Annotated in this window: 21 protein-coding genes and 1 pseudogene; 13 read left to right on the top strand and 9 right to left on the bottom strand. The window is 39.0% G+C overall.

Translation table 11 applies throughout. From position 1 onward, the window contains the following. Positions 1-19: 19 nt before the first annotated feature. Both B9O19_RS03450 and B9O19_RS03445 read right to left on the bottom strand, forming a co-directional pair. The gene (locus B9O19_RS03450) at positions 20-1225 is read right to left on the bottom strand and encodes a cofactor-independent phosphoglycerate mutase (RefSeq protein WP_102365113.1); all 1206 of its coding nucleotides are present in this window, start codon (positions 1223-1225) and stop codon (positions 20-22) included. 254 nt (positions 1226-1479) lie between these two features. Next, the gene (locus B9O19_RS03445) at positions 1480-1770 is read right to left on the bottom strand and encodes a DUF2508 family protein (protein ID WP_102365112.1); all 291 of its coding nucleotides are present in this window, start codon (positions 1768-1770) and stop codon (positions 1480-1482) included. Positions 1771-1974: 204 nt separating this feature from the next. Between B9O19_RS03445 and B9O19_RS03440 the strand changes: the two genes are divergently transcribed. Continuing rightward, positions 1975-2670, top strand: coding sequence for a response regulator transcription factor (locus B9O19_RS03440; protein ID WP_102365111.1), 696 nt, complete (start codon positions 1975-1977; stop codon positions 2668-2670). Then, on the top strand, positions 2671-4149 hold the full coding sequence (locus B9O19_RS03435; protein WP_102365110.1) for a HAMP domain-containing sensor histidine kinase: 1479 nt from the start codon (positions 2671-2673) through the stop codon (positions 4147-4149). Between the two features lie 327 nt (positions 4150-4476). Here the strand turns inward: B9O19_RS03435 and B9O19_RS03430 are convergent, their stop codons facing one another. The 5 genes from B9O19_RS03430 to B9O19_RS03405 form a co-directional block, all read right to left on the bottom strand. Beyond that, a complete protein-coding gene (locus tag B9O19_RS03430) occupies positions 4477-5226 on the bottom strand; it encodes an SDR family NAD(P)-dependent oxidoreductase (protein WP_102365109.1) in 750 nt (249 codons plus the stop codon). Between the two features lie 1276 nt (positions 5227-6502). Next, positions 6503-6919, bottom strand: coding sequence for an RrF2 family transcriptional regulator (locus tag B9O19_RS03420; protein ID WP_102365107.1), 417 nt, complete (start codon positions 6917-6919; stop codon positions 6503-6505). Further along, on the bottom strand, positions 6916-7350 hold the full coding sequence (locus B9O19_RS03415) for a rhodanese-like domain-containing protein (RefSeq protein WP_102365106.1): 435 nt from the start codon (positions 7348-7350) through the stop codon (positions 6916-6918). The genes B9O19_RS03420 and B9O19_RS03415 overlap by 4 nt, the downstream gene beginning before the upstream one ends. A gap of 102 nt (positions 7351-7452) precedes the next feature. Then, positions 7453-8802: an FAD-dependent oxidoreductase gene (locus B9O19_RS03410; RefSeq protein ID WP_102365105.1), complete on the bottom strand. Its 1350-nt coding sequence runs from the start codon at positions 8800-8802 to the stop codon at positions 7453-7455. A gap of 1047 nt (positions 8803-9849) precedes the next feature. After that, complete coding sequence (locus B9O19_RS03405; RefSeq protein WP_102365104.1) at positions 9850-12345, bottom strand: transporter substrate-binding domain-containing diguanylate cyclase; 2496 nt, start codon at positions 12343-12345, stop codon at positions 9850-9852. 574 nt (positions 12346-12919) lie between these two features. On the opposite strand from B9O19_RS03405, the gene B9O19_RS03400 reads away from it, so the two are divergent. Continuing rightward, positions 12920-13105, top strand: a complete 186-nt coding sequence (locus B9O19_RS03400; RefSeq protein WP_102365103.1) for a 4Fe-4S dicluster domain-containing protein — start codon at positions 12920-12922, stop codon at positions 13103-13105. Positions 13106-13352: 247 nt separating this feature from the next. On the opposite strand, the gene B9O19_RS03395 is transcribed toward B9O19_RS03400, so the two are convergent. Together B9O19_RS03395 and ilvA are read right to left on the bottom strand one after the other, a co-directional pair. Continuing rightward, on the bottom strand, positions 13353-13724 hold the full coding sequence (locus B9O19_RS03395; protein WP_172620952.1) for a RidA family protein: 372 nt from the start codon (positions 13722-13724) through the stop codon (positions 13353-13355). A gap of 38 nt (positions 13725-13762) precedes the next feature. Next, complete coding sequence (gene ilvA, locus B9O19_RS03390; protein WP_102365101.1) at positions 13763-14956, bottom strand: threonine ammonia-lyase; 1194 nt, start codon at positions 14954-14956, stop codon at positions 13763-13765. Positions 14957-15300: 344 nt separating this feature from the next. On the opposite strand from ilvA, the gene bsh reads away from it, so the two are divergent. From bsh to B9O19_RS03335, 10 genes and pseudogenes are all read left to right on the top strand, one after another. Continuing rightward, complete coding sequence (gene bsh / locus B9O19_RS03385) at positions 15301-16275, top strand: choloylglycine hydrolase (protein WP_102365100.1); 975 nt, start codon at positions 15301-15303, stop codon at positions 16273-16275. An 854-nt stretch (positions 16276-17129) separates the two neighbouring features. After that, positions 17130-18062 carry an HPr(Ser) kinase/phosphatase gene (gene hprK / locus B9O19_RS03380; protein WP_102365099.1) on the top strand — a complete coding sequence of 311 codons (933 nt, stop codon included), beginning with the start codon at positions 17130-17132 and terminating at the stop codon, positions 18060-18062. 25 nt (positions 18063-18087) lie between these two features. Beyond that, the gene (locus B9O19_RS03375; protein ID WP_102365098.1) at positions 18088-18810 is read left to right on the top strand and encodes a phosphatase; all 723 of its coding nucleotides are present in this window, start codon (positions 18088-18090) and stop codon (positions 18808-18810) included. 21 nt (positions 18811-18831) lie between these two features. Beyond that, positions 18832-19743, top strand: coding sequence for a UDP-N-acetylmuramate dehydrogenase (murB, locus tag B9O19_RS03370; RefSeq protein WP_102365097.1), 912 nt, complete (start codon positions 18832-18834; stop codon positions 19741-19743). An 18-nt stretch (positions 19744-19761) separates the two neighbouring features. Next, the gene (gene rapZ / locus B9O19_RS03365; protein ID WP_102365096.1) at positions 19762-20619 is read left to right on the top strand and encodes an RNase adapter RapZ; all 858 of its coding nucleotides are present in this window, start codon (positions 19762-19764) and stop codon (positions 20617-20619) included. A gap of 22 nt (positions 20620-20641) precedes the next feature. Next, positions 20642-21739, top strand: coding sequence for a gluconeogenesis factor YvcK family protein (locus B9O19_RS03360; protein ID WP_102365095.1), 1098 nt, complete (start codon positions 20642-20644; stop codon positions 21737-21739). A gap of 5 nt (positions 21740-21744) precedes the next feature. Further along, the gene (gene whiA / locus B9O19_RS03355; RefSeq protein ID WP_158648904.1) at positions 21745-22668 is read left to right on the top strand and encodes a DNA-binding protein WhiA; all 924 of its coding nucleotides are present in this window, start codon (positions 21745-21747) and stop codon (positions 22666-22668) included. A 660-nt stretch (positions 22669-23328) separates the two neighbouring features. Further along, complete coding sequence (gene spoIVA, locus B9O19_RS03345; protein WP_172620951.1) at positions 23329-24792, top strand: stage IV sporulation protein A; 1464 nt, start codon at positions 23329-23331, stop codon at positions 24790-24792. A 74-nt stretch (positions 24793-24866) separates the two neighbouring features. Next, positions 24867-25214: pseudogene (locus B9O19_RS03340) on the top strand (sigma factor); the annotation flags it as partial. Between the two features lie 419 nt (positions 25215-25633). Then, entirely contained in the window at positions 25634-26377 is a 744-nt protein-coding gene (locus B9O19_RS03335; protein WP_102365091.1) for a DUF2577 domain-containing protein, read from the top strand. The last annotated feature ends 3 nt before the right edge of the window (positions 26378-26380 follow it).

Here is a 26380-nt window from a genome sequence, read left to right as displayed (position 1 = left end):
GTGTCAATAAATGCAAGTTTTATTTTTCAAACAGTTTATTTATAAGTGTGTACCCGTTTTCATTAAATATACCGGTCTTTTTGGCTTCTTCTTCAGTATATCTTGAACATCCGCTGTCGATAATCTTATTTTTGCTGGAATACAAAAGATAAGGAATAGGCTCTGAAGAATGCGTCCTGGTGGCAAGAGGCGTAGGGTGGTCAGGCATAACAAGGATAGAAAAATCTTCGCCGCTGTTAACCAAATAATCCAAAATAGGCGCGACTATCTTTTGGTCAATAAGTTCAATAGCTTTAACCTTGTTTTCTATCTCATGACGGTGTCCGGCTTCATCAGGAGCTTCAAGATGAATATACACGAAATCATTATCGCCTTTAAGGGCGTTAATTGCGGCTTCTGCTTTGCCGTCAAAGTTTGTGTTTACATTTCCTGTTGCGCCTTCAACCTCTAAAACGTCAAGTCCGGCACAGTAACCTATACCCTTAATAAGGTCAACCGCCGAGACTACCGCGCCTTTTATTCCAAATCTTTCCTTGTATGTGTCAAGGTTTGGCTTGGTTCCGTTTCCCCATATCCAAATGGAGTTTGCAGGGTGCAATCCTCTTGCTTCTCTTTCTTTATTAATAGGGTGGTCTTTTAAAATATCATAACTTTTTTTCATTAAATTAAGTATGGTCTCATCCTTTGGCAGATATTCACCGATTACCCGGTCGGATATGTCATGCGGTGGGGTAAGGCTGAAATTATTCTCTTTATTGTGCCAAACCATCAGGTGCCTGTAACTGAATCCGCCGAAAAACTCGTATTCGTCACAGCCAAGTTTCTCATTGACATATTTTATAAGCTCTCGGGCTTCTTCAGTAGAAATTTCATCTGAGCTGTAGTCAACCATTACTTTATCTTCGTAATTTTCCGCGTCCGATAATGTAACAAGATTGGTTCTGAATGTGGTATCAGTGAGTTCAAGCGGAACGTTCATAGATACAGCCTCCAGCGGAGAACGCCCTGTATAGTATTTTTGAGGGTCGTATCCAAATACTGCTAGATTCGCAACATCGCTTCCGGGAGGAAGATTATTCGGGACCGTTTTAACCATACCGACTTCGCTGTGCCTTGCAAGGCTGTCGATAGTAGGTTTATTTGCAGCTTCAAGCGGCGTCTGTCCGTTAAGCTCCTTTACAGGTGTGTCAGCCGCTCCGTCTGCCAAAACAACAACATATTTCATTTTATCACCTCATATATTTATCGTTTAAACAACATTTTATTTTTAATTGCCGCCCTGGGATAACCAAAGCGATACTAAATAATTATACCGCTAGCCGTTTGTTATGTCAAGGGCAAAGCCCGGAGACAGACTGATATTAAAAATACAAAGCGTCCGAAGTTTATAATCCGGACGCTTTAAATTTTAATTAGGAGAAAATCAAATACAGTATTGTAAATTAACAAATAATTCTAATTATAAATCAATAAATAATTCTAGCGGCTGCCGCCGTTTATTCTTTTTAGTTCACTAACCAAATATTCGTATCGGCTCATTGTTTTTTGGATATCATATATACATACGTCTATTAGTTTGTCTTCACAAATAAAATCAAAGTTGTTCTGACAGCGCCTGAAATCGTCCAAAGCGTCGAGAGCTTCAGCCCTAAGTCTTGAATACGCCGCCTGCTCATGTTTTAAAATTTTTTTGTCGGGCTTGACTTTAACCGAGCTGTTTGCTTTTACCATTCCGTTTGCAGTTACGGCTGCTGATTTTGCGTGGCTCATATTTATATTTTCCTCCTTACATAGTTGTTTAATCTAGTTTTCCCGAAACGCCAAACTTTTATAAAATATTTTTAGATTGTTCATAAATTATTTAGACATTTATGAAAACTTGTGCTATAATATTGAAATAGAGTAAAAGTATTTATATTTTAAATCTTATAGATGCTTGTAATAATGTTAGAATTAAATGCGGAGGTGTTTGTTATGGAAAATAAACCCAAAATTTTAATAGTAGACGATGAGGAAAACATATGTGAGCTTGTGCGTCTATATATCGAAAAGGAAGGCTTTGACGCCATTATAGCCAATGACGGACAGGAAGCCGTGGCGAAATTTAATAAGGAGAAACCGGATTTAATTCTTCTCGATATTATGCTGCCAATAAAGGACGGCTGGCAGGTATGCCGTGAGATCAGAGCGCAGAGTAAGGTTCCGATAATTATGCTTACTGCCAAAGGCGAGACTTTTGACAAGGTCTTGGGTCTCGAACTTGGCGCGGATGATTATGTGGTCAAGCCGTTTGAGCCGAAGGAGCTTATAGCCAGAATAAGAGCGGTGCTCAGAAGAAGCGCAGACTCAGTTGATGAAAAGGCGGACGAGGACGAGCTTAGTTTTGATGGTTTAAAAATAAACCAGTCTACTTATGAAGTTTATATCGACGACAAAAAGGTTGAGATGCCGCCTAAGGAGTTTGAACTTTTATATTTTCTCGCTAAAAATACCAATAAGGTATTCACAAGGGACCAGCTCCTCGACGAGATATGGGGCTATGAGTTCTTTGGGGATTCCAGAACAGTTGATGTTCATATAAAGCGTATTAGGGAGAAACTTGAGGGCGAAAACAGAACCTGGGCGCTGAAAACGGTTTGGGGAGTAGGATATAAATTTGAGGTGAGCTAATTGTTTGGCAAAACTATATTTTCAAGGGTATTGTTCACAAATTTATCTACGGTTCTTATCGGAATAATCATTTTGGCGTCGCTTCAAATGGTTCTGATGAGCAACTATATTTCAAAACAAAACGAGAGCACACTCGCCAAAAATGCTGAATCGATAGTGAGTTTAATAAACAACGGCATATCGCAGGAGAATCTGAACTCGGTTTTAAATGGGTTTTCCAGGAGCAGCAGCAGTCATATTATAATCACGGACGTTGACGGCAGGGTGATAGTTAACACTACCGAAAGCGGTTACTGGGCGAACGAGTCAAGAGAATCATTAGAGCTAGATCATCTGCGTGAAGTCTTGTCCGGCAAGCGTGTAACCGTTGTAGGAACCATGAATGGTGCTTTCAATGAAACGATGTTCACCCTGGAAGTTCCTGTTATAAGAGGAGAAAACAAAGCGGTTTATGGCGCTGTGCTGGTAAGCACGCCGATACCGCAAAGGAGGAGCATGCTTTTTGAGCTGTTTAAAATCCTTTTATTTTCGGCTCTTGTGGTTATAGTGGTTTCGTTTATTCTTTCTTATATGCTTTCCAGGATTTTGGCTAACCCGATAAAAAGAGTCAGTAAGAGCGCCAGCGACTTTGCCGGCGGTGATTTAACATCAAGAGTTGCTATAGACAGGGTGGACGAGAACGTGACGGAGATAACAGAACTTGCTGACGCGTTCAATAACATGGCTGACGAACTTGAAAAGTCTGAGGATATAAGAATGAGTTTTATTTCCGATGTTTCTCATGAACTCAGAACCCCTATGACAACCATAGGCGGATTTATTGACGGTATTTTAGACGATACTATACCGCCTGAGAAGCAGAAGGAGTATTTGAGCATCGTCAAAGATGAGGTGACGAGGCTGTCCAGACTGGTTAATACTTTCTTGGATATAACAAGAATGCAGTCGGATAAGGTGAATATCGTAAAATCAGATTTTGATATAAATGAGGTTATCCGCCTTATTATAATCGGTCTCGGTCCTAAAATAGATAAGAAAAACTTAAATATTGATTTGGTTTTTGATAATGATGTTTGTTATGTCCGAGCCGACGCTGATAAGATAAAAATGGTTATAACAAATCTTATAGATAACGCAATAAAGTTCACTTATGACCGTGGAACAATAACAATAACCACATGTCCTAAAGGCAGCGAAGTGTTTATATCAGTTCATAATACCGGTGTGGGAATACCGGAAGAACAGCAAAAAATTATATTTGAAAGATTATACAAGGTGGATAAGTCCAGAAGTATAAACAAAGAGGGCACCGGCATAGGTCTTTATATTGTAAAGAGTATGCTCGGCGCCCACGGCAAGGATATAAAGGTAAAGAGCGTTGAAGGCGAGTATGCAGAGTTCAGTTTTTACCTTGACAGGGGAAAACCAACTGTCAAAGGAGGAGGAAAACCGATACTGCCTGACAATAAGATAAAATAAAAATAAGCCGGACAATATGTCCGGCTTTTGTTTTATATAAAAATTAAAATCGATAAAAACTTGCAGTCTGGCTGACAGTAATATCCGAATGAGACGTCCGACAGAGGTGTCTGACCAAAAAGCTTGAGCGAGGCGCCTGACCGAGGTGACTGTCTAGGGTTCCTGACTGAGAATCCTGACCGAGGTGACCGACAAAGATGTTTGCATAAGGTTCCTGACTGAGCAGTTTGACAGAGCTGTTTGACTGAAATTATTAACTGAAATTATTAACTGAAATGTCTGAGCAATAGAAGTATATAATTAATTATCCAAACAGCAAATACTAAATTACATAACCAGTCCTCCGTCAACATGTATGATAGTTCCGGTTGTAAATGTCGAATCATCAGAGGCAAGATATACATAGGCGCCGGCAAGCTCGTTCGGTTCTGCCGCCCGTCCGAGAGGTGTAATCCGGCGCATACCTTCCATCATTTGGTCGTTTACCGAATGGGCTACCATATCGGTTAATACCACGCCAGGCGCTACTGCGTTAACCCGGATATTATACTGACCGAGTTCTTTGGCGCATGATTTGGTTAGACCGTTTATGCCAAATTTTGAGGATGAGTAAGCTGTCTGCATCTTGCCGCCGTAACTGCCGACCATAGAACTGGTGTTTATGATACTGCCGCCGCCGTGCTCTTTCATAACAGCGGCAACTTCTCTTATGCACTTGAACGGACCTGATAGGTTTATCCTTATAACCGAATCAAAATCTTCATCTGACATTTCAAATATATGTTTTGCTGAGGTCACCCCTGCGTTATTCACCAATATATCTATTTTGTCCCACTGTGCTAAAACGGTTTTAACCATTTCAGCTATAGAATCACTGCTGGAAATATCAACGCCTACAGGAATCAGTTCCGCTTCCGGGAATGATTCTTTTAGTTTATCAACTGCTTTTTGTGCAGAAGATACCCGGCTTCCGCACACCGCAACTTTGGCTCCCTCTCTCACGAAAGCCTCTGCAACGGCAAAACCTATACCTCTTGACGCCCCTGTTATAATAGCTGTTTTATCTTTAAGTTTCATTTTAATAATCTCCTTTTTAATATATTTTAATTATTATTTAACAATGATAATAAACTTCAAAAATTTTTTCCGTAAGTAATTTATATAAACTTTTTATACATTTAAAATAATAGCAAACTTAACGTTTATTGCAAACAGTTTAATTGATTTGAATTAAAATAATATGTCTGGAAACAGTGTAAAAATTAAATTTTATTTAAAATATTTTCTTATATATGAGGTTTTTAGTAAACATCGCAAGGATGTGGTCACAGTTGCATCACGGTGATGCTTACTACACCGCATTTTATATAACTTTTAAATATTTTCTTATATGCGGAGTTTTTTAGTGAACTGCGGAAGGACGCGCTTGCGCGTCTCGTTAGGTGAGCAGACATCTCACGCGAAGCGTGAACATATATGCGACAATTTGACATAATCCGTTTTATATAAAACGGTCCCAAGACTGCGCGCCTAACGCGGCAAACTGCGTTTGCCCTCCGGTGCTTGCTAAACCGCATTTTATATAACTTTTAAATATTTTCTTATATGCGGAGTTTTTTAGTGAACATCGGAAGGACGCGCTTGCGCGTCTCGTTAGGTGAGCAGACATCTCACGCGTAGCGTGAACATATATGCAACAGTTTGTTATAATCCGTTTTATATAAAACGGTCCCAAGACTGCGCGCCTAACGCGGCAAACTGCGTTTGCCCTCCGATGTTTGCTAAACCGCATTTTATTTATAGTTTTAAGAGTTAATATTCAAAATACACTGTATTTTAGTGAACTGCGGCAGGTGTGACCACACTTTTAAAAAAAGTGTGTGTAATACATACTAACTTGTTTTGCCATTACCTGCAATGTCATTAGTATGTATACTCAATGCAGACAACGTCTGCCTCGTTAGGTGAACAGCCATCTCACGCGTAGCGTGAACATATTTGGAACAGTTTGTTATAATTCTTTTTATATTTGTCTTTTCCGCGACTGCGCGCCTAACGCGGCAGATTTCATCTTCATTGAGTATACATATTAATGACCTTGTAGGTTGTAAAGAAATGGGTATGTATGTATAACACACACTTTTTAAGAAAAGTGTGGTCACAGCCCTACCGATGCTTACTAAACCGTATTTTTATAATTTATTTTTTAAAAATATTTTCTTATATACCTTAGACTATCATCATGGTATAAATAAAACAGTCTGCCGGTAATTTTCTAAATAGTTTTTTGAGTCTGCATTTATTTTATATCACATATAGGCAAAGTGAAAAATATAAATATCATGCCTTCAAATTATTCCTTTTTAAATAATTCTCTTTCCACGTCCGCAATGGTTATCGTATCTAAATATTCGTCGCAGAGATGATTCAGACTTGAATAGAGATTGTCGATATATCCTGCCATACCGGACGCTACCTGACAGTTCATTTCCTTGTTGCCGCTGTGCCAGGTAGTGTCGGCAAACTTTACATTTAAAGCCTTTGCTATCTGCCCCAAGGTTACTTGCCTAGTCTTTTGATATGAATATCCACCGGCTGTTCTGCCTTCGCGAGTTTCAACCAGTCCGGCCTTTTTCAGTTTCGCAAGCACTCGACGTATTCTCACAGGGTTTGTGCAGACGTTTTCGGCAAGTGTTTCGCTGGACAAAGTGTCCGCTTTATGATGAAGAAATACCATTGCGTGTACTGCTACAATAAATTCACTGTTCATTCTGTCACACCGCTTTCCGTTTCGTATTGCCAGTCTGCTATACCGCCAAAGTCATAAACATTTTTATAACCTAGTTTTATCAGTTTATCAGAGGCCTGTTTGCTTCTCACTCCTGTGCGGCAGTATATAAGCAGAACCGCCTCTTTGTCAGGGAGCATTTCGTCTGATTTCTCTGCAATAGTTTCATTTGACACAAGTATTGCTCCGGGGATATGTTTTTCTGCGTATTCTTCCGGTCTTCTTACATCAACAACAGTAACGCCGCCGCTCTCCATCATGATTTTCGCTTCTTCGGATGAGATTTTGTGGTACACTCCGGCGGCAGAATCAGGAGTTTCAGAGGAAGGAATAATGCCTACGCTTTTTGCGGCGCATGAGGATAGAAGAGTTATAGCTGTCAGAATGAAACAAATTATTATTTTACGTTTCATGTTTTACCTCCTCTTATAATAAAATTATAGTATTTTACATCTCTTTAAGAGACGTTGATATACGGTTTATAGATACTGCGGATTAGTCAATCCTTTATTTTGTCATAAAGTGAAAAGGTCGTTTAAAGCTTCTGCCATAGTTGGGTGCGTAAATATACGGTCCCGCAGAACGGTGTAATCCGCGTCCATATCCATAGCCAGTTTGATAATGTTTATAACCTCATAGGATTCAGCGCATAACAGCATAGCTCCCAATATCTTATTTGTATTTTTGTCTATCAGCGCTTTTAGTATACCGTCAGTGGATTTGAGAACCTGAGCTTTTGGAATAGTTGAAACCGGAAGTGCTGCGGTGATATAATCTATGCCGGATTTTTGCGCTTCTTTCTCGTTCATACCAACTCTTGAATACGGAGTTGATAAAAATACGCTGTATGGAACATTCCTTCTGCTGTCAGCTGTATAATTTCCTGAGCCTGACAATTGAGACCATACTATTCTTGAATCATCAAGGGATATATATGTGTGCTGAAGTCCGCCGGTCACGTCTCCCATAGCCCAAACGTTTTCTGCTGTAGTACGAAGATTTTGGTCGACCTTGACAGCTTGTTTGGAGGTTAACTCTATGCCCGCCGCCTGACAGTTGAGTTCGGAAGTGTTGGGAATACGTCCGGTTGCTGCAAGAACTGCGTCGGATTCGAGACTGTAATCTTGTTTATTCCATTCAAAAACTACTTTTGGTCCTTCATCAACATATTTAATTTTGGCTCCAAGTCTGAATTTTACTCCGCTCTTTTCAAGAATAGCTTTTATTTCTCCGGCTATATCCTCATCTTCACGGGGCAAAAACGTTTCACCGTCTTGAATCACGGTAACATCACTGCCGAAACCGCTGAACATTGAGGCAAATTCCAAACCGATATATCCGCCGCCGATTATTGTAAGCTTTTCCGGGAAATTATCTAAATCCATAAGTTCCGCACTTGTGTATATTCCGGATGTTGTTGATAGGCCGCTTATAGGAGGAATGCGTGGCGTTGAACCGGTATTGATAAATATTTTATCCCCTTCAATGATAATAGATTTGCCGCCGGTTTTAACTTCAATCTTAGATCTTTCTGCAAATCGGGCTGTGCCGTTATAAATTGTTATGTTAGGAGAGGAAGCCAATTTATCATAATTTTTTGTTCTAAGCATTTTGGTCAATCTTCGTTTTTCTTCTATAGCTTCACGATATTTTTTTTCTTTTTCAGCTGCGTCTCCATATGGATTGGCAGAAGCGGCACTGTGTATTAGGGATTTGGATGGAATACATCCAACGTTTATACATGTTCCGCCGTACATGTTTGGATCTTTCTCAATAAGAGCAACACTCTTTCCTGTTTTGGCGAGTTTCCCGGCAAGTGTTTTACCGCCTTTGCCGAATCCGATAATTACAGCGTCATATTTCATATAAAGCACCTCCTAAAATTTAATCTGTAATTAATTCGGTTACAGATTATACTGTGATTATAACAGTTACAGTTAAGCTTGTCAAGTATTATTTATATTTTTTAATAAAGCATTAAATTATATAGCTATTTATTGTAGAGGATACAATATGATGAACAGATCCTGTTAAGATTCTCACATGGCGAACTATGGTAGGGCTGTGGTTACACTCTGCTGCGTTAGGCGCGCAGCCACGGAGAAATTTGTAATCAAAAAGGATTAATACAATCTGTTCCAAGTATGTTCACGCTTTGCGTGAGATGGTTGCTCACCTAACGAGGCAGACGTTGTCTGCATTGAGTATACATACTAATGACATTGCATGTAATGGCAAAACAAGTTAGTATGTATTACACACACTTTTTTTAAAAGTGTGGTCACACCTACCGATGTTCACTAAAAGCTCAGCATATGAAAATATTTTAAATAAAAAGTTATATAAAATGTGGTGTAGCAAACATCGGTAGGTATGACTCCACCTGAAAAGATGGATGTTATTCAAAGTAACATGTTTTGATAACCTACAATGTCTGTGACCCCACCAGTATGGTGGGTGTGATACAAAATAACTTGTTTTGATTTACCTACAATGTCAATAATATGAATACGCAATGCGTACGAAGTACGCCGCGTGAGGCGCGCAGTCATGGGAAAACATGTAATCAAAAAGGATTAATACAATCTGTTCTAAGTATGTTCACGCTTTGCGTGAGATGATGGCTCACTTAACGCGGCAAACAAAGTTTGCCCTGCCGCAGTTCACTAAAAATACTGTTTACTATAGAATTTATTTATTTTACTTGACTTTATCATTTTTGTCTAATTGTAGATATGATATTGGGGCGGTAAATAGATGTGGCAGACATGAAAAATATTATAAAATAAAAAAATATAATATTATTAAAATAAAAGGAATGAGCCCGGTATTATACCGGGCTCATTTATAATCAAGTTAAAATATAATTCTTTTATACAATTATCTTATTTATATGGCGTCTAATATGTGCGCTATTCCACTATTTCAAATTTATCCCGTCCTGAATTTTTGGACCTGTAAAGTGCCTGGTCGGCAGTCTGATATAAAACGTCATAATACATTCCGGCTCTTGCGACCGCTACACCCATGCTTATGGTTAAGTGATTGTTGTCATCAAGTTTTATATTGTGAACTGAACTGCACAGGGAAGCGCATTTTTCAGCAAGTGATTTTGTATCCCTTATCTTGCTCATGTAAACCAAAAATTCATCTCCGCCGGGACGTGCGACTATATCGTTGGAACGAAAACTGTTTTTCAGTAAATCGGCAACTGCGCGAAGCATTTTATCTCCCCATAGATGACCGTATGTGTCATTGATATTTTTGAAATTGTCAAGATCTAAAATCAGCAGGGCGCTCATATCGGCTTCGGTTAGTTCGGTCAGACTTTTGGAAATCAATCTTCGGCTTGTTTCGTTGTTATAGATATGAGTCAGGCTGTCGCGCTGTGCTTGGTCAAGCAAACTTTCTTCTGCATTTTTCTCTTCGTCGATTATATTGATTCTGCCTACAGCATAGAGAGGCATTCCATTATCGTCGCGTATGGTTTCCATTGTTATGCGCAGCCAGTGCAGGTTCTCGTCAAAGCAATATATTTGCGCTTCAATAACTCCGTCTTTGCCGCTTTGTATTATATTTAGAAAAGCGTCTCGGCCTTCCATTTTTTTCTCTGACATCTCATGGTCTGCGTCATTAAAAATGTATTCTATCAGTTTTGAATCATCTTGTTTGCTTAAATCAGGATTGTTGAATACCATTGTGTTTTTCTTAAAATCATATTCAAAAAAATAGTCGTTAGAAACTGAATATAAGCTGAGGTGCTTTTGAAGGTCTATCTGCATTTCTTTATTTCGTCTGTTGCGCTGAACCAGTATTATTATCAACAGAAGCATTATAATTAAGAATATACCGGCTATACCGGAAATTATCTGTATAGGATATTTTGAAATATAATATTCAAAGTTATAATCTCTTTGCTGTATTGTGTTAATATTTATTATGGCCTGAAGCTCGTTTTCGGATATTGTCAGTATTAATTTATTCATTATGCTCAGTAGGGTTTTGTTTACGGGTTTATGAAATCCAAAACAAGAAACTGCAGGCGTATATGTTTGAGGTATCATATTCAAGTTTTCATATCCGGGCTGGCTGAGATAATATTCGGCGGTCAGAGAGTTTATATAAGTGTAGTCTTCTCTGCCGTTTTTTACCGCAATCAGGCAGTCATAAACAGAATCATACCACGTAACTTTTCCAATGGTCTCTCCCTTGTATAAAGAATATTTAGGAAGCGCAAGCCGTTTTCCTACAATATTTTCCTGACTTTGATTATCTCCCATAATCAGAAGATACTGACTTGAGGTATAAGGACGCGACATTGCGAGCCCGTTTTCTCTGGCGGTATCATAGTCATAATTCATTTCTGCTATTATGTCGACAGTGCCGTCTTTGACCATTTTATATAATTCGTCCTGATTTTTTGCTTCTTTAAATATAAAATGAAGATTTGTTTTTTCTGATATATAATTCAATAACTCTATAGAGATACCTTTCAGTTCTCCAGTATTTTTATTTTTGTATTCAAACGGCGGACGGCTTGTATCAACTCCTACCCGTATTGGACCGGCTACCTTGATATATTCCAGTTCCTCATCTGAAAGTTTTATTTTTTTATCGTCTGAAACAAAATATTTATTATAAAGCTTTCCCGTAAAGTATGGGTCGGCGGCTTCAATATCAAGCATTGCCTCATTTAGTTCAGCCATAAGACTGCTATAAGCGTTATTTTTTGATAATATAAAATAAAATTGCTTAGGAGCAAAACTTGCTATTGTTTTAAGTTCATCAGAAGCACTCAAACTGGTGCTGAGCATAGCGTCGGCACGGCCTGTTTTCAGTGCGTCTATTTGGTCTTCATAATTTGCGCAGACAACAAACTCAGGTGTAATCAGATTCATATCACAGTATTCATTAAGTTCGCGTATATGTTGTTCATCTGTATCTGACGTAACGGCTATACGCATATTTTGTATAACAATTGAGTCAACGGCGGTATCATTACTTTGACCGATTAAAGTTTGCAGAACCGTCTCAACAGAACCATAACTATGACCGGTATAGGCAAATTCCCGGTTTATGCTTTCGTCATAAAGCGTTGTTCCCATCAGGTCTATTTCTCCATTTTTCAGCATTTCCATAAGAGCGGAGACCTGTTCGCCGGCTGTGCCCGGAACTTCAACAAATTCATAACTCCATCCGGTATATTGGGCTATTTCTTCAAGATATTCGTAGGTATATCCAGTATAATTTCCATTTTCATCAAAATCGGTCATTAAACTTTGTATAGGATATCCTACCTTTATTGTTCTGTTGTTTTCAGCAGAACAGACAGCCGTACATGCAAATGTGACCGCAAAAAATAAGGAAAAGAATAAAATATATGTGCAAAATGTTCTTTTTATTTTCATATTCTCTCCCTCCTGTTAATCTAATATATTTTTATATTATAATATATTATATGAAAAATAGCAATAGTTTGTCGAAAAATATTTATTTAACTTGTACAATAAATATGTTGAATTAATGAAAAAATATATATAATTTTATTACTGATGTAAAAAATAGTAAATATTGAATAAAAAATAAATATAGACATTTTATACAGCATATCTTCAGTACTAATTTTATAAATCAATTTATAATTTAGATTGATTTAAAGTTAATTATATAAGGAAAGAGAGGAGGTAGTTTTTAATAATTATAAAAAACGTTATACATTAAAACAAAATCCTGAATGTGCAGTATTTATAAGACTAAAAATAAAAATTATAATGGTTCTGTTGTGAGTGTCAGAGTTTTTTATAGAACCTTTAAATTTTTTGAACATATTTAATTAAAGAGGAAGAAGTCAAAAAGGAGTGGTAAATAAATGTAATTGTGTATCAATAATTGACAAGCCCTCTGAATAATAGTATATTAATGCTGTAAATCCGCGGCAGGTTAATGTTTGCGGTAAAAATAATAAAAAGGAGATACATAGCTATGAAAGTAATTATAAATAAAGATAAGTGTCCGCAAAACCACAAATGCCCGTCAATAAAAGTCTGCCCTAAGAATGCGATTACCCAAAAAGACAGTCATTCATTACCGCAGATAAATTATGACTTGTGCATACTGTGCGGAAAATGTATGAAGTTTTGTCCCAAAGGCGCATTTGAAATGCAGTAAAAGTATTTGGCTTTTAATTTTCTATATAGGAGTAAGGCAGACGTTATGTGCGGTTTCTGTAGATATAGTTTTATTAATTAATTATTCAAGATAAAGACATCCAGTGGCAATATTGCCACTGGATGTCTTTAATATGCTTAAAATTAAATATGCTATAAATGTATTATGATATTTTATTGCATGTTGAATCTGAACAGTTCACATTATTTAAATTATTCAGCATAGACTTTAACTATAATTTGTTTTATTATTTTTCGGCTATAACTTCCACTTCTACAAGCGCATTTTTGGGAAGCTGCTTAACAGCTACGCAGGAGCGTGCAGGCTTGGATGTGAAATATTCTCCGTAAATCTCATTGAATGAGGCAAAATCATTCATGTCCGCTAAAAAGCAAACTGTTTTTATCGCCTTGTCTACTGAGCTTCCGGCCGCTTCAAGCACTGCAGTCAGATTCTTCATAACCTGCGTTGTCTGACCTTTTATGTCATTGCTTTCAATCTGTCCGCTTTCGGGATTTATAGCAATCTGTCCGGACGTATATATGAGCCCTCCGCATTCAACTGCCTGTGAGTAAGGTCCTATAGCTTCCGGTGCATTATTTGTGTATATTTTGTTCATCATTATACCTCCTGTAATATATATCTTTGAATAATGATTTATTTAATTTTAAATCCGCCGTTTACAAGGGCGTCTTTTATTTCATCCAAATGTTCCTGGTTCCTTGTCTCTATGGATATTCTGAGCACGCAGTCGTTTATATCAAGTCTTTCATCCGAACGGTTATGCTCCAAAGAAACAACGTTCGCACCGTAGGATGAAATAATTTCTGAAACTCCCAATAGCTGACCCGGTTTGTCAGTGAGTTCTACTACCAGCTCAGCCAAACGTCCGGCTTTTTGGAGACCTCTGTTTATAACTCTTGAAAGTATAGTAACGTCTATGTTGCCGCCTGAAACAAGACAAACAACATTCTTTCCTTTAATAGGAAGCTTGTTGAACATAGCGGCGGCAACAGAAGTGGCGCCGGCGCCTTCTGCTATCATTTTTTCACGCTCAATAAGTTCGAGAATAGCTGTAGATATTTCGTCGTCACTTACGGTTACAATGTCGTCTACATATTTTCTGCAGATTTCAAAAGTGTTGACTCCGGGCGTCTTGACCGCGATTCCGTCTGCGATGGTATGAACGTCTTCCAGCGTTTCTATTTCATCATCTTTTATGGATTTTACCATTGAAGCGGCGCCCTCGGCCTGAACGCCGTAAATTTTAATATCCGGGTCCAGCGATTTTAGAGCAAACCCAACGCCGCTGATGAGACCGCCTCCGCCTATCGGAACAATTACGGCGTCAACTTTTGGCAGCTGTTCAATAATCTCAAGCCCTATTGAACCTTGGCCGGCAATAACCATTTCATCATCAAACGGATGTATAAAAGTGGCTCCTGTTTCTTCAACTAAAGATACAGCTTTTTCGTAAGCGTCGTCATACACACCTTTTACAAGGCAGACTTCGGCGCCATAGCTTTTGGTTGCCTCAACTTTGGATATTGGGGCGCCGTCAGGAATACATATTTTTGCCTTAATGCCGTTTTTGGCTGCGGCAAGAGCAACGCCCTGAGCGTGGTTTCCGGCTGAGCAGGCGATTACGCCTTTCTTCTTTTCCTCATCTGAGAGCTGAGAGATTTTATAATAAGCGCCTCTGACCTTAAAGGAACCAGTGACCTGAAGATTTTCTGTCTTTATGTAAAGATTGCAGTCAGGACAGATTTTCGGAGCTTTTATAAGCTCGGTCGGTCTGATGATTTCTTTTAAGACGTGTGACGCGTGGTATATTTTATCAAGGGTGACCATATTACTTCTCCTTTAAATTGGTATATATATGTTTTTTCTGCAGTATTTGTTATTATACTGCTTGATAGGAGAAATTTCAAGGTTAAAATACACAAAATTATTTTATATATTTTAAAAAATACACTCAAAAATGCCGTACCGGCGCCGGCTTATGATTATAAAGCAATGACGTTTGAAGCGGAGTTTTAAAGTGTTTGAACAGAGCGGAGCCGCAGATTAATCAGATTAATATATTTAAGCACGATACTGCTTAAAACGATTATCAATACGCTGTTTAAGACATAATAGATATATAATTTGAATAAAAATCTGAAGAGAAAATAAATCTCGAAAGGCGGCATAAGATGTGCACGGCAATAACTTATAAAACAGTTGACAGCTATTTTGGCAGAAACCTTGATTATTATTTTTCTTATACTGAAACAGTAACAATAACTCCGCGGAACTATCCATTTTCATTCCAAAGCGTTAAAAATATGGAATCTCACTATGCTATAATCGGCATGGCATATGTGGTTTATGATTATCCGCTTTATTATGATGCAACCAATGAAAAAGGCCTGAGCATAGCGGGGCTGAATTTCCCGGATAACGCCGAATATAAAGATTTTGCGGAGGGGAAGGACAACGTCGCTCCATATGAGCTTATTCCATGGATATTAGGGCAGTGTGAAACAGTTGAAGAAACAAAGAAACTTCTGAAAAATGTAAATATATGGAATGTAAATTTTAATAAGAAGCTGATTTCCACGCCGCTGCATTGGCTCATCGCTGATAAGGACTGCTCAATTACAGTGGAGTGTGTAAAAGAGGGGTTAAAAGTTTACGACAATTCCGTGGGAGTTTTAACAAACAATCCCACATTTGATTTTCAGATGTTTAATTTAAATAACTATATGAAAGTTTCCAAAAAAGAGCCAACAAATGAGTTTTCAAATAAGGTGAAGTTAAAGGAGTATTGCAGCGGTATGGGAGGGATTGGTCTTCCTGGGGATTTATCGTCAGTTTCCCGTTTTGTGAAAGCGGCGTTTACAAAATTAAACTCAATATCAGGCTGGTCGGAATCTGAAAGTATCAGTCAGTTTTTTCACATTCTCGGGTCTGTTGCACAGCAGAGGGGATGTGTATGTATGCAGGAGGGAAAATATGAAATCACAATATACAGCTCCTGCTGCAATATGGATAAAGGGATATATTATTATACAACGTATGAAAACAGCCAAATCTCAGCTGTAAATATGTATAACGAGGATTTGGAAAGTAAGGTGTTAGTCTCATATCCTTTGATAAAAGGACAGCAGATAAATAAACAGAATTAGCAGTCATGGTTCCGCCCGCTCGTTGTGCGGAACCATTTTAGTTATAATATAGAATAATAAAATTTTGATATTCTTATATTTATATAAGAAAGCGTGTAAGGTAAATAAATATCGGAAGGCAATATTTAAGCCTTCCGATATTCATTAAAAAGGCAAAGAAATACTACAATAAGATAAGACGGAAATGTCAAATATTAAAAGGATTATAACAAACTGTTGCAAGTATGTTCACGCTGCGCGTGAGATGATGGCTCGCCTAACGAGACGCGCAAGCGCGTCCTCCCGAAGTTCACTAACAAAACTTAGCATATAAGAAAATATTTTAAAATAAAAAGTTATATATAAAAAGTGGAATAGCAAGCATCGGTAGGGCAGATGTAATCTGCCGCGTAAGGCGCGCAGTCGCGGAAAAGATAAATATAAAGGTATTATAACAAACTGTTGCATATATGTTCACGCTGCGCGTGATATGGCGGCTCACCTAACGAGACGCGCAAGCGCGTCCTTCCGAAGTTCACTAAAAACTCAGCATATAAGAAAATATTTTAAAATAAAAAATTATATAAAATTTTGCTATGGCAAGCATCGGCAGATGTGGTCGCAACCCAGACGTGATTCGCTGGAAACTCGATGTAAATTAATGATAAATATTATAATTTAATCATTAATTTGGAACCACAGCAGCGCGTGGCGCGCAAGTATATTTATAATAAATTATTTGCCTTATTAACAAAATAGCCGAAAATGTTTATATCCTCTCGCTTTAAAGTGAAAAATCTATTGCAAAATGGTTTTAATAATAGTATAATTACTTTGTTTAAGATATTTAATTTGAAAATCAGAGGTATTGCCTTATGGAAAAAGAAGTATTTACTGTTAATTTGGAAAAAGTAATACGTGAAATGAAATTGGATAGACTTTATTATCCGAATAAAGAAGTTTTGATTGATACAGCCGACCTTAACAGACCCGGCTTGCAGATAACAGGATTTTTCGATTATTTTGACCCGAGCCGTATTCAGGTTTTTGGTATGGTCGAGAATACGTATCTCGCCGGATTGTCTTCTGAGGTTCGTTACAATAGTCTTAAAAGACTTTTTGAAAAACAAATATCAGCCGTCATTTTGACTAGAAACAGTAATGCTTCTGCCGAGATGCTGAAACTTGCTGAGGAGTTTGAAACGCCGATGCTGAGAACTTCTCAGCCTACATCGTCTTTTACAAGTTCGCTAAACGCATATCTTAACGTGGAACTTGCCCCTAGAATCACTCGGCACGGCGTGCTGGTCGAAGTATACGGTCAGGGAGTGCTTATATTGGGTGAGAGTGGAGTTGGTAAGAGTGAGACGGCAGTGGAGCTTATTAAGAGGGGTCACAGGCTTGTGGCTGACGACGCCGTTGAGATAAAAAAGGTTTCCTCAAAGTCGCTGATTGGCGTGTCTCCTGATATAATCAGACACTTTATTGAGATAAGAGGTATAGGAATTGTGGATGTTAAAAATATCTTTGGTATGGGCGCTGTCAAGGAGTCTGAAAAAATTGATATGATAATACATCTTGAGGCTTGGGAAAAGGGCAAGCAGTATGACAGGCTGGGTCTTGTGGATGAATACACCAATATTCTGGGCTTGGATATTCCATCGCTGACTATTCCGGTAAAGCCCGGCAGAAACTTAGCCGTTATTTTCGAGGTTGCGGCTATGAATAACAGACAGAAACGTATGGGTTATAATGCGGCTGAAGAGCTTAACAGAAGAATAACTGATCAAATCAGTCATTTTGATTGATAAATTGCTATGGAGGTAATTATATTTGAAAGTTTTAGTTGATACACATACTCACACAAACTGCAGCAATCATGCTTTTGGAACTATATGGGAAAATATGAAGTGCGCAAAGGCAAAGGGGCTGGAGATGGTTTGTATGACCAACCATGCTCCGGCGATTCCGGATTCCCCTCATATTTGGCATTTTAACACAATGAAGGAATTGCCCGAATATATTGAGGGTGTGAGACTGCTTTGCGGCTGCGAGGCAAATATCCTGAATTCTGACGGTGAGATTGATATGCCTGTTCAGTATTTAAAATCTATGGATGTTGTTGTCGCTTCAATTCATCCGCCGTGTTATGAGTCTAAAGACTTGCCGGACCATACCGAGACATGGCTGAACGTGGTGAAGAATCCGTATGTTAATATCATGGGACACAGCGGCGATCCGCGTTTTCCGTATGATATTGACGCTGTTGTGAGGGCGGCCAAAGAAAATAATAAGTGTATTGAGATTAATAACCATTCGTATGCGGTGCGTAAAGGCAGCGCTGAGAATTGCAGAAAGATTGCTGAAAAGTGTATGGAAGTCGGATGCAGGATTGTTTTAAGCTCAGACGCGCACAGTCCGTTTGATGTTGGGAATGTTGAAAACGGGATAAAGATGCTGGAGGAGATAAACTTTCCTGAAGAATTGGTTATGAACACAAGTGCTGACAGATTTATCGGCTATTTAAGGTCGGTTGGAAAAGATATTGTATTGTAAGACATAATATTGGAGGGAACGATGAATAACATGATTATAACCCTGGCAAAAGGTATCGTCGGGGAATCAAATGTTAAGACAGATGAGCCGATGAGCTCTCACACGACTTTCAGGGTCGGCGGAGCGGCGGATTTATATATTACTCCTCAGAATGAGAGCCAGCTTGCTTCGCTTATCAAGCTTTTCAGGCAGTTTAAGGTTGAGTTTCATGTAATCGGCAACGGTTCAAATCTTCTTGTGGGAGACAGGGGCGTCAGGGGAGCGGTTATTGAAATAGGAAGAAATCTGAGCAGCATTGAAGTTTCTAAAAATATGGTAACCGCACAGTCGGGAGTTCTGCTTTCCAGGCTTGCAAATTCGGCGGCAGGCAATGGTCTTGCAGGGCTTGAGTTTGCGTCGGGTATACCTGGCTCTTTCGGCGGAGCTATATACATGAATGCCGGAGCTTACGGCGGTGAAATGAAGGACATTATAACAGAAGTAGTTTATCTTGATGAAAACTGTAAAATTTGCACCGTGAGCGGCGAAGACTGCGGTTTTGGCTACAGAAAGAGTATGTTTACAGACAGTGATAAGATTATACTGCGCGGAACGCTCAGGCTTCAAACGGATGAAATTGATGAAATAAAGGCAAGAATGCAGGAACTTACACGCAGAAGGGTTGAGAAACAGCCGGTAGACAAAGCCAGCGCAGGAAGCACGTTTAAACGTCCTGAGGGATACTATGCCGCGGCGCTGATAGAAGAATCGGGGCTAAAAGGATATTCGCACGGCGGCGCTTCAGTTTCGGAGAAACATGCCGGATTTGTTGTTAACAATGGAAATGCTACGGCTGAAGACGTGCGGAATGTAATAAAACATGTTCAGAAAACAGTTAAAGAAAAGTTTGGGGTTGACCTAAATACAGAGGTTAAGTTTTTGGGTGAATTCTAAAGTCTAAGGAGCAGAAAAGTGAAAATTTTAATTGTTACAGGGCTCAGCGGAGCCGGAAAAACTCAGGTGATTAAGGCGCTTGAAGATATTGGTTTTTATTGTGTTGACAATATGCCGCCGGAGCTTATACCAAAGTTCGCTGAGATATGCCATAAGGCGACAGAAAAAATGGATAATATAGCTATTGTCACCGATATCAGAGGCGGCGATATGTTCGGCGAGCTGTCAGAAGCTATAGGCGAGCTCGAGGAGCTTGGGTTTGAGTGTGAAATACTGTTTTTAGAGGCTTCAAACGAGACTTTGATAAAAAGGTATAAGGAAACCAGGCGTCTGCATCCCAGCGCCGGCGGAGGCAGGATAATTGACGGTATCAATAAGGAGCGCGTTCTGCTGAGCGACGCTAAGTCGAAAGCGGCGCATATAATTGATACGTCCGACTTGTCGGCAGCCCAGCTGAAAGCTCAGATAAAATCTATGTTCAGTTCAAAAGAGGATTTGGGACTGATTATTAATGTTATGTCATTTGGTTTCAAATATGGTCTGCCTATGGATTCTGATTTGGTGTTTGACGTAAGGTTTCTTCCAAATCCGTTTTATATTCCCGAGCTGAAAGAAAAAACGGGTCTTCAAACCTGCGTTCACGATTATGTTATGGAGTTTGATGAAAGCAAGAAATTTTTGAAAATGCTGACGGATATGGTGTCGTTTCTGATACCTGAATATATCAAAGAGGGAAAGAGCCAGCTGGTAATATCGGTCGGCTGCACAGGGGGACACCATAGAAGCGTTACCCTTGCGGAAGAGCTTTATAAATTCCTAAAAAAGAGCGGTAATAACGTAACTGTTACACACAGAGATATTAAGAAGGGGATATAGCCGCGGCTATATGTATCGTATTATGGCGGTTTCAAAATATGAAAATTTCAAAAAAACAAACAGCACCGGGTTTAATCCCAAAATAGTTTCTGTCGGCGGCGGTACAGGATTATCGGCAATGCTGAGAGGTATAAAAAAATATACTTCCGATATAACGGCAGTAGTCACTGTGGCTGATGACGGCGGCGGAAGCGGCGTTTTGAGGGAGGATCTTAAAATGCCTCCGCCGGGAGATATAAGAAACTGTATTCTCGCCCTCTCAGAGGTTGAGCCTATAATGGAAAAACTGCTTATGTACAGGTTTGACAGCGGTCTGCTTGAAGGGCAAAGTTTTGGCAACCTTTTGGTTGCGGCTATGACAGGAATCTTCAGCGGAGATTTTGTTGAGGCTGTCCGAAACGTCTGCAAGGTGCTGAACATAACCGGAAAAGTGTTCCCGGTTACGGCTTCTGACGTAGAGTTGGTGGCAACGCTTGAAAACGGACAAACTGTGGTGGGGGAGTCCAGAATAGGCAGTTCGGTGAGTGACCATAACAGCCACATAAAAAAAGTGCGCTTGCGTTCTAAATCTGATTATTTGATGCCTGTTGAGCCGCTGAAAGAAATTTTAGACGAGGTGCGGAAAGCAGACCTTATAACACTGGGTCCCGGCAGTTTATATACGAGTGTGCTCCCGAATTTGGTAATCGGTGATTTAAAGGACGCAATAATGGAGTCTAAAGCTCCTGTTGTATATATAAATAATATAATGACCCAGCCCGGCGAGACTGATGAATATACGGCTTTTGACCATGTGCTGGCTATATTGGATCATACATATGACAGCTTTATTGATTATTGTATTGTGAACACAGGAAAAATAAGCGGAGCGCTTCTCGAAAAGTATGCTGATGACGGTTCGTGTCCTGTGGCTTATGATAAGGAACGTTTCAGTTCTACAGATATAACCGTGGTAGAAAGGGATTTGTCCACTGTGGACGGCAATGGTTTTGTCCGCCATGATATAAACGTTTTGGCGGATACGCTGCTTGATATTATTAATATAAACAGGAACGAGCAGGGGCTTAAAGTCAGTTCTGAAGGCGTTTTGTTATATAACCCTAAAACACGGCGGAGGTGATAGTTGTGGATAAGTTTGGTTGTGTTAAATCTTTTTCAAGACGTGTTAAAGAGGAAATATACAGAACAGAGGTTGTTGACCAGTGCTGTATAATGGCAAGATTTTCAGGACTTATTCTATTCGGAGCGAATATTATCAGCAAAAACGAGATAAAATTTGTAACCGACAATCAGGATGTTATGGGCAGTTTTGTAGAGCTTTCACGCCTGCTTGGGATAGAAGCTGATGTGAAACAGGTAAGCGATAAAAATTTTAAATACACAGCTTCAATATCAGATAATGTAAAAATAGCCCAATTGTTATATGATTTGGATTTGCTGAACAGCCTTACAGGAGACGTTAACTACCATGTCAGCCGCAGTATAGTGAAAAGGCCGTGCTGTAAACGGGAATTTTTAAGAGGTGCATTTTTGGGAGCGGGTACGGTCAGCGACCCGATGAAAAATTATAATTTTGAAATTGTGACCTCAAAGTTTTTGCTCTGTGACGAACTTATAAACCTGTTTATGGAAATGGATTTTAAGTTTCATAGGATAGAGAGAAAAAACAAGTATGTCGCATATGTTAAAAACAGCGAGATAATAGCTGATATACTCTCATTTTTGGGAGCGTATAAGTCTCAGATGGAGCTTATTAATATTAAGATAGAAAAAGAGATAAGAAACGATGTTAACAGAAGCGCCAACGGAGAGACGTCAAATTTATCAAGGACTATAAACGCGTCTGTGGAACAGATTTGCGCGATTCAGAAAATACAGAAAATGACAGGTCTTGACAGCCTGCCGGACGACCTGCGCGAGATTGCGATTCTGCGTTTGGAAAATCCGGATTTGAGCTTAACCGAGCTTGGCGGACTTTTAAACCCTCCGCTAACCAAATCGGGCGTTAATCACAGGATGAAAAAAATACTGGCGTTTGCCGGAAACTAGATATATAAAATAAATACTCAGCCTTCAAAAACTGTTTTGGTTTTTGAGGGCTTTTTATATTATAAAAAGAAAGGACCCCTTTCGCCGGACGCTTGAAAGACGAAAGGGGGTGGAGCTTAATATGTTTGTTTTGTTTAGAAAGTTATAGAAGAATTATGATTATGGTTTAATATTTACTCCTCTTCGCGGATGGTCTTTACTCCAAACATGAGTTTTAGGATTCCTCTGATAACCTTTGGGGGTTTTATAACAACGATTTGCATATGTATTGCTCCTTTATAATATATTTAGGTTTGATAACCTATAAAACGAATTCACTTCTTTTGTTTATTTGCATATGAATTTAACTCCCGCGCAAATGAGTGCGATACCGAATAAAGCTATAAGGAGGTAGGTCGGGATTATTTGTGCTAAGAATACGCCCACTCCCAGAGCGACAAGAACCGGACCCAGTATTGATATGCTGTTTTTCTTTTTGCAGCAGGGCCTTTTTCTGAACATTTTTAACACCTCATCTCTAACTTGCCTCAGTATAATATATTCAAAAATCAAAATTTGGTTACGAACCTGAATTTTATCAATCATATTCTTGTCTGTTTCTGCATATCATCTAACAAATGATTCATGCCGGTCTACCAAAGTTTTAAGGAGGAAACAATAATGCGAGATAACTTGTACAATGACATTGCACTCAGGACACAGGGGGATATTTATATAGGGGTGGTTGGCCCGGTAAGAACGGGAAAATCAACCTTTATAAAACGTTTTATGGATCTGCTGGTTCTGCCCAATATCGGAAACGATTACAAAAGGGAACGTGCAATGGACGAACTGCCCCAATCGGCAGCGGGAAAAATGATAATGACCACCGAACCAAAATTCATACCAAATGAGGCGGCACAGATAACCGTGGGAGACCACGCCAATCTGAAAGTCAGAATGATTGACTGCGTGGGATATATAGTTCCCAGCGCTTTGGGTCATATTGAAAACGAGATGCCGAGAATGGTAATGACGCCGTGGTCTGCTAATCCTATGCAGTTTGAGCAGGCAGCTGAAATAGGAACGCGGAAGGTTATATCGGAGCACTCGACTGTAGGGGTTGTTGTAACTACAGACGGAAGCATAACCGAGATACCCAGAGAAGATTATGTTGGAGCCGAGGAGCGTGTTATAAACGAGCTTCTTGCTTTAAACAAGCCTTTTGTTATCCTTCTTAATTCCGCTCACCCGGACGCAAAGGAAACAAAAGAATTGGCAAAACAAATGCAGGGAAAATACAATGCGACAGTAATACCGGCGAATTGTTCAGAATTAAATGAAGAAGATATCAACAATATTATGGAAAAAATGCTGTATGAATTTCCTCTTATGGAACTCTCTGTGTCAGTTCCGGCTTGGGTTAGTTCTATGGATAACACAAATATTTCTGAAGATATTTACAGCGCCATTGAGAACGCTGAAAAGATATCAGACGTAGATATGATTCCTAAAATATTAAAGGAAGAATGCGAGTTTGTGGATTCAGCTCAGATTGTTGAAATCAACCCTGGATATGGAGAGGCAAGGATTGAGGTTTCGGTTCCTGACAGTCTGTTCTATAAGACGCTTAACGAAAGGTCAGGATTAAACATCAATGATAAGCAGGCTTTACTTAAAGAGATAGAAGCCCTGTCAAAGATGAAAAAGGAATACCAGAAAGTTGCGTATGCTTTGGGCGAAGTAGACCGAAAGGGCTATGGAATCGTATACCCATCAATAGATGAGCTGACTCTCGACGAGCCTGAAATAATCAAGCAGGGAAGCCGGTTTGGAGTAAGACTCAAGGCGAGCGCAACATCTGTTCATATGATAAAAGCTGATATAAAGACAGAGGTAAGCCCGCTGGTCGGAACAGAGAGACAGTCTGAAGAACTTGTAGAATATCTGATGAGCGAGTTTGAGAGCGACCCAAAACAGATTTGGCAGTCAAATATATTTGGAAAGTCGCTGCATGAACTTGTTAACGAGGGTCTGCACAATAAACTGTCGAAAATGCCTGACGACGCCCAGCAAAAGCTCAGAGAAACTTTGGAGCGTATTATCAACGAGGGCAGCGGCGGCCTGATTTGTATAATTTTATAGTTTAACAATATAAACCAAATGATGAGTTATAGACTTTAACGTCCTTGACTCATCTTTTTTTATGGAGGTATATTATGCTTGCTTTTATAAATTCTGTACTACAGTCATTAATACTGCTTATTTCATATATTTCAAACCATAATTCTTTTCCCAAACCGCTTTCCAAAGAGGAGGAGGCGGAATGCCTGAGGCTTATGGCGGAAGGAGACGAGGAGGCAAAAAATAAACTTATTGAACATAACCTGAGACTGGTTGCTCATGTGGCAAAAAAATATTCGTCGTCAACCGCGTGCGCCAGCGACAGCGAAGACTTATTGTCCATAGGAACGATAGGGCTTATCAAGGGAATAAACAGTTTTGACGCCTCAAAAGGCACTAAGCTTGCAACATACGCTGCACGATGTGTTGAAAAACCAATACTCACATAACGGCTCTGATTGTGAGAGAATTAAAATGTAATATATAAAATCAGACGTATCAGTTTATAAAACTATATAATAAAAGTGAATAAAGAATAAAAGACTTTCTCATTTAACATTGTCATATGAGAAAGTCTTTTTTTGTGTATAACTGTTTTTTATAAATTAATTCTATACTTTTATTAATTCATATTTTGTCTGTGTTTAATTATTATTTTACCTGATGATATTTATAAAAATATTTTACATCTTTAAATGGTTAAAATCGGTTTTATGCCAAATAAGTTTTTTAGAATTTATCTTAAAAATCTTTCAGATAATAGCCGGAGTTCAGCAGAAAAAATTTAATATTGATATGTGTGGGAAAATTTTTTGCCTTATAATGATTATAAAATAAGTAATTTATTTAAGGAGGTTATTTTTTGAGTGGTTCAGGTAATTTAGTAAATTTAATTAAAGAAATTGCTGTCGGTGCGGTTTCCGCAAGCGAGCCGGTGCAGATTGTATATGGAGTGGTTGTCAGCGAATCGCCTTTGAAAATTAAAATCGATTCAAATTACGTTTTAACAGAGGAATTTCTTGACCTGTCTATAAATGTAACAGACCACGAGGTCATGATGAAAGTTGATGAGGAAACCGAGATTGACAAGTCCATAGGAACAAGCCATTATCATCCGGGAACGGGATTTAATGTGCCCAATATTGATACGTCGCATAAACACAGATACAAAGGAAAGAAAAAATACACTGTGCTTAACGGGCTTAAAGTCGGCGAAACCGTGCTTTTGATGCAAGTTCAGGGAGGACAAAAGTATGTTGTTATGGATAGGGTAATCAGACGGGGCGGAGACGGAAGCGACTATCCGGAATTTGTTCTTAACAAATCATACTCTTTAACCTTAGATGATGAAGTAGATTCATATATTTATAAGTTCTGCCCGACTAAAACAAGAAACTATGTATTTTCACTCAGTCCATACGGAAACTCTCTTGTATATAAAACCAGCCCCAACGGGTCGGAGGTCGAGAATATTTCAGCGCAAATCGAGCTTTATGATGATATATCCCTTGCAGCCCCTGTTGCTGTCGGAGAGTGGAATGTAAGAATGCTGATGACTGAGGGCGAAACCTATTATATAAAATTTACGGAAAAGGAGAACGGATAAATT

The sequence above is a fragment of the Monoglobus pectinilyticus genome (assembly GCF_002874775.1).
GTDB lineage: Bacteria > Bacillota > Clostridia > Monoglobales > Monoglobaceae > Monoglobus > Monoglobus pectinilyticus.
Note: the sequence above shows the minus strand (reverse complement) of the source record. Positions and strands in the feature narration are given on the sequence as shown.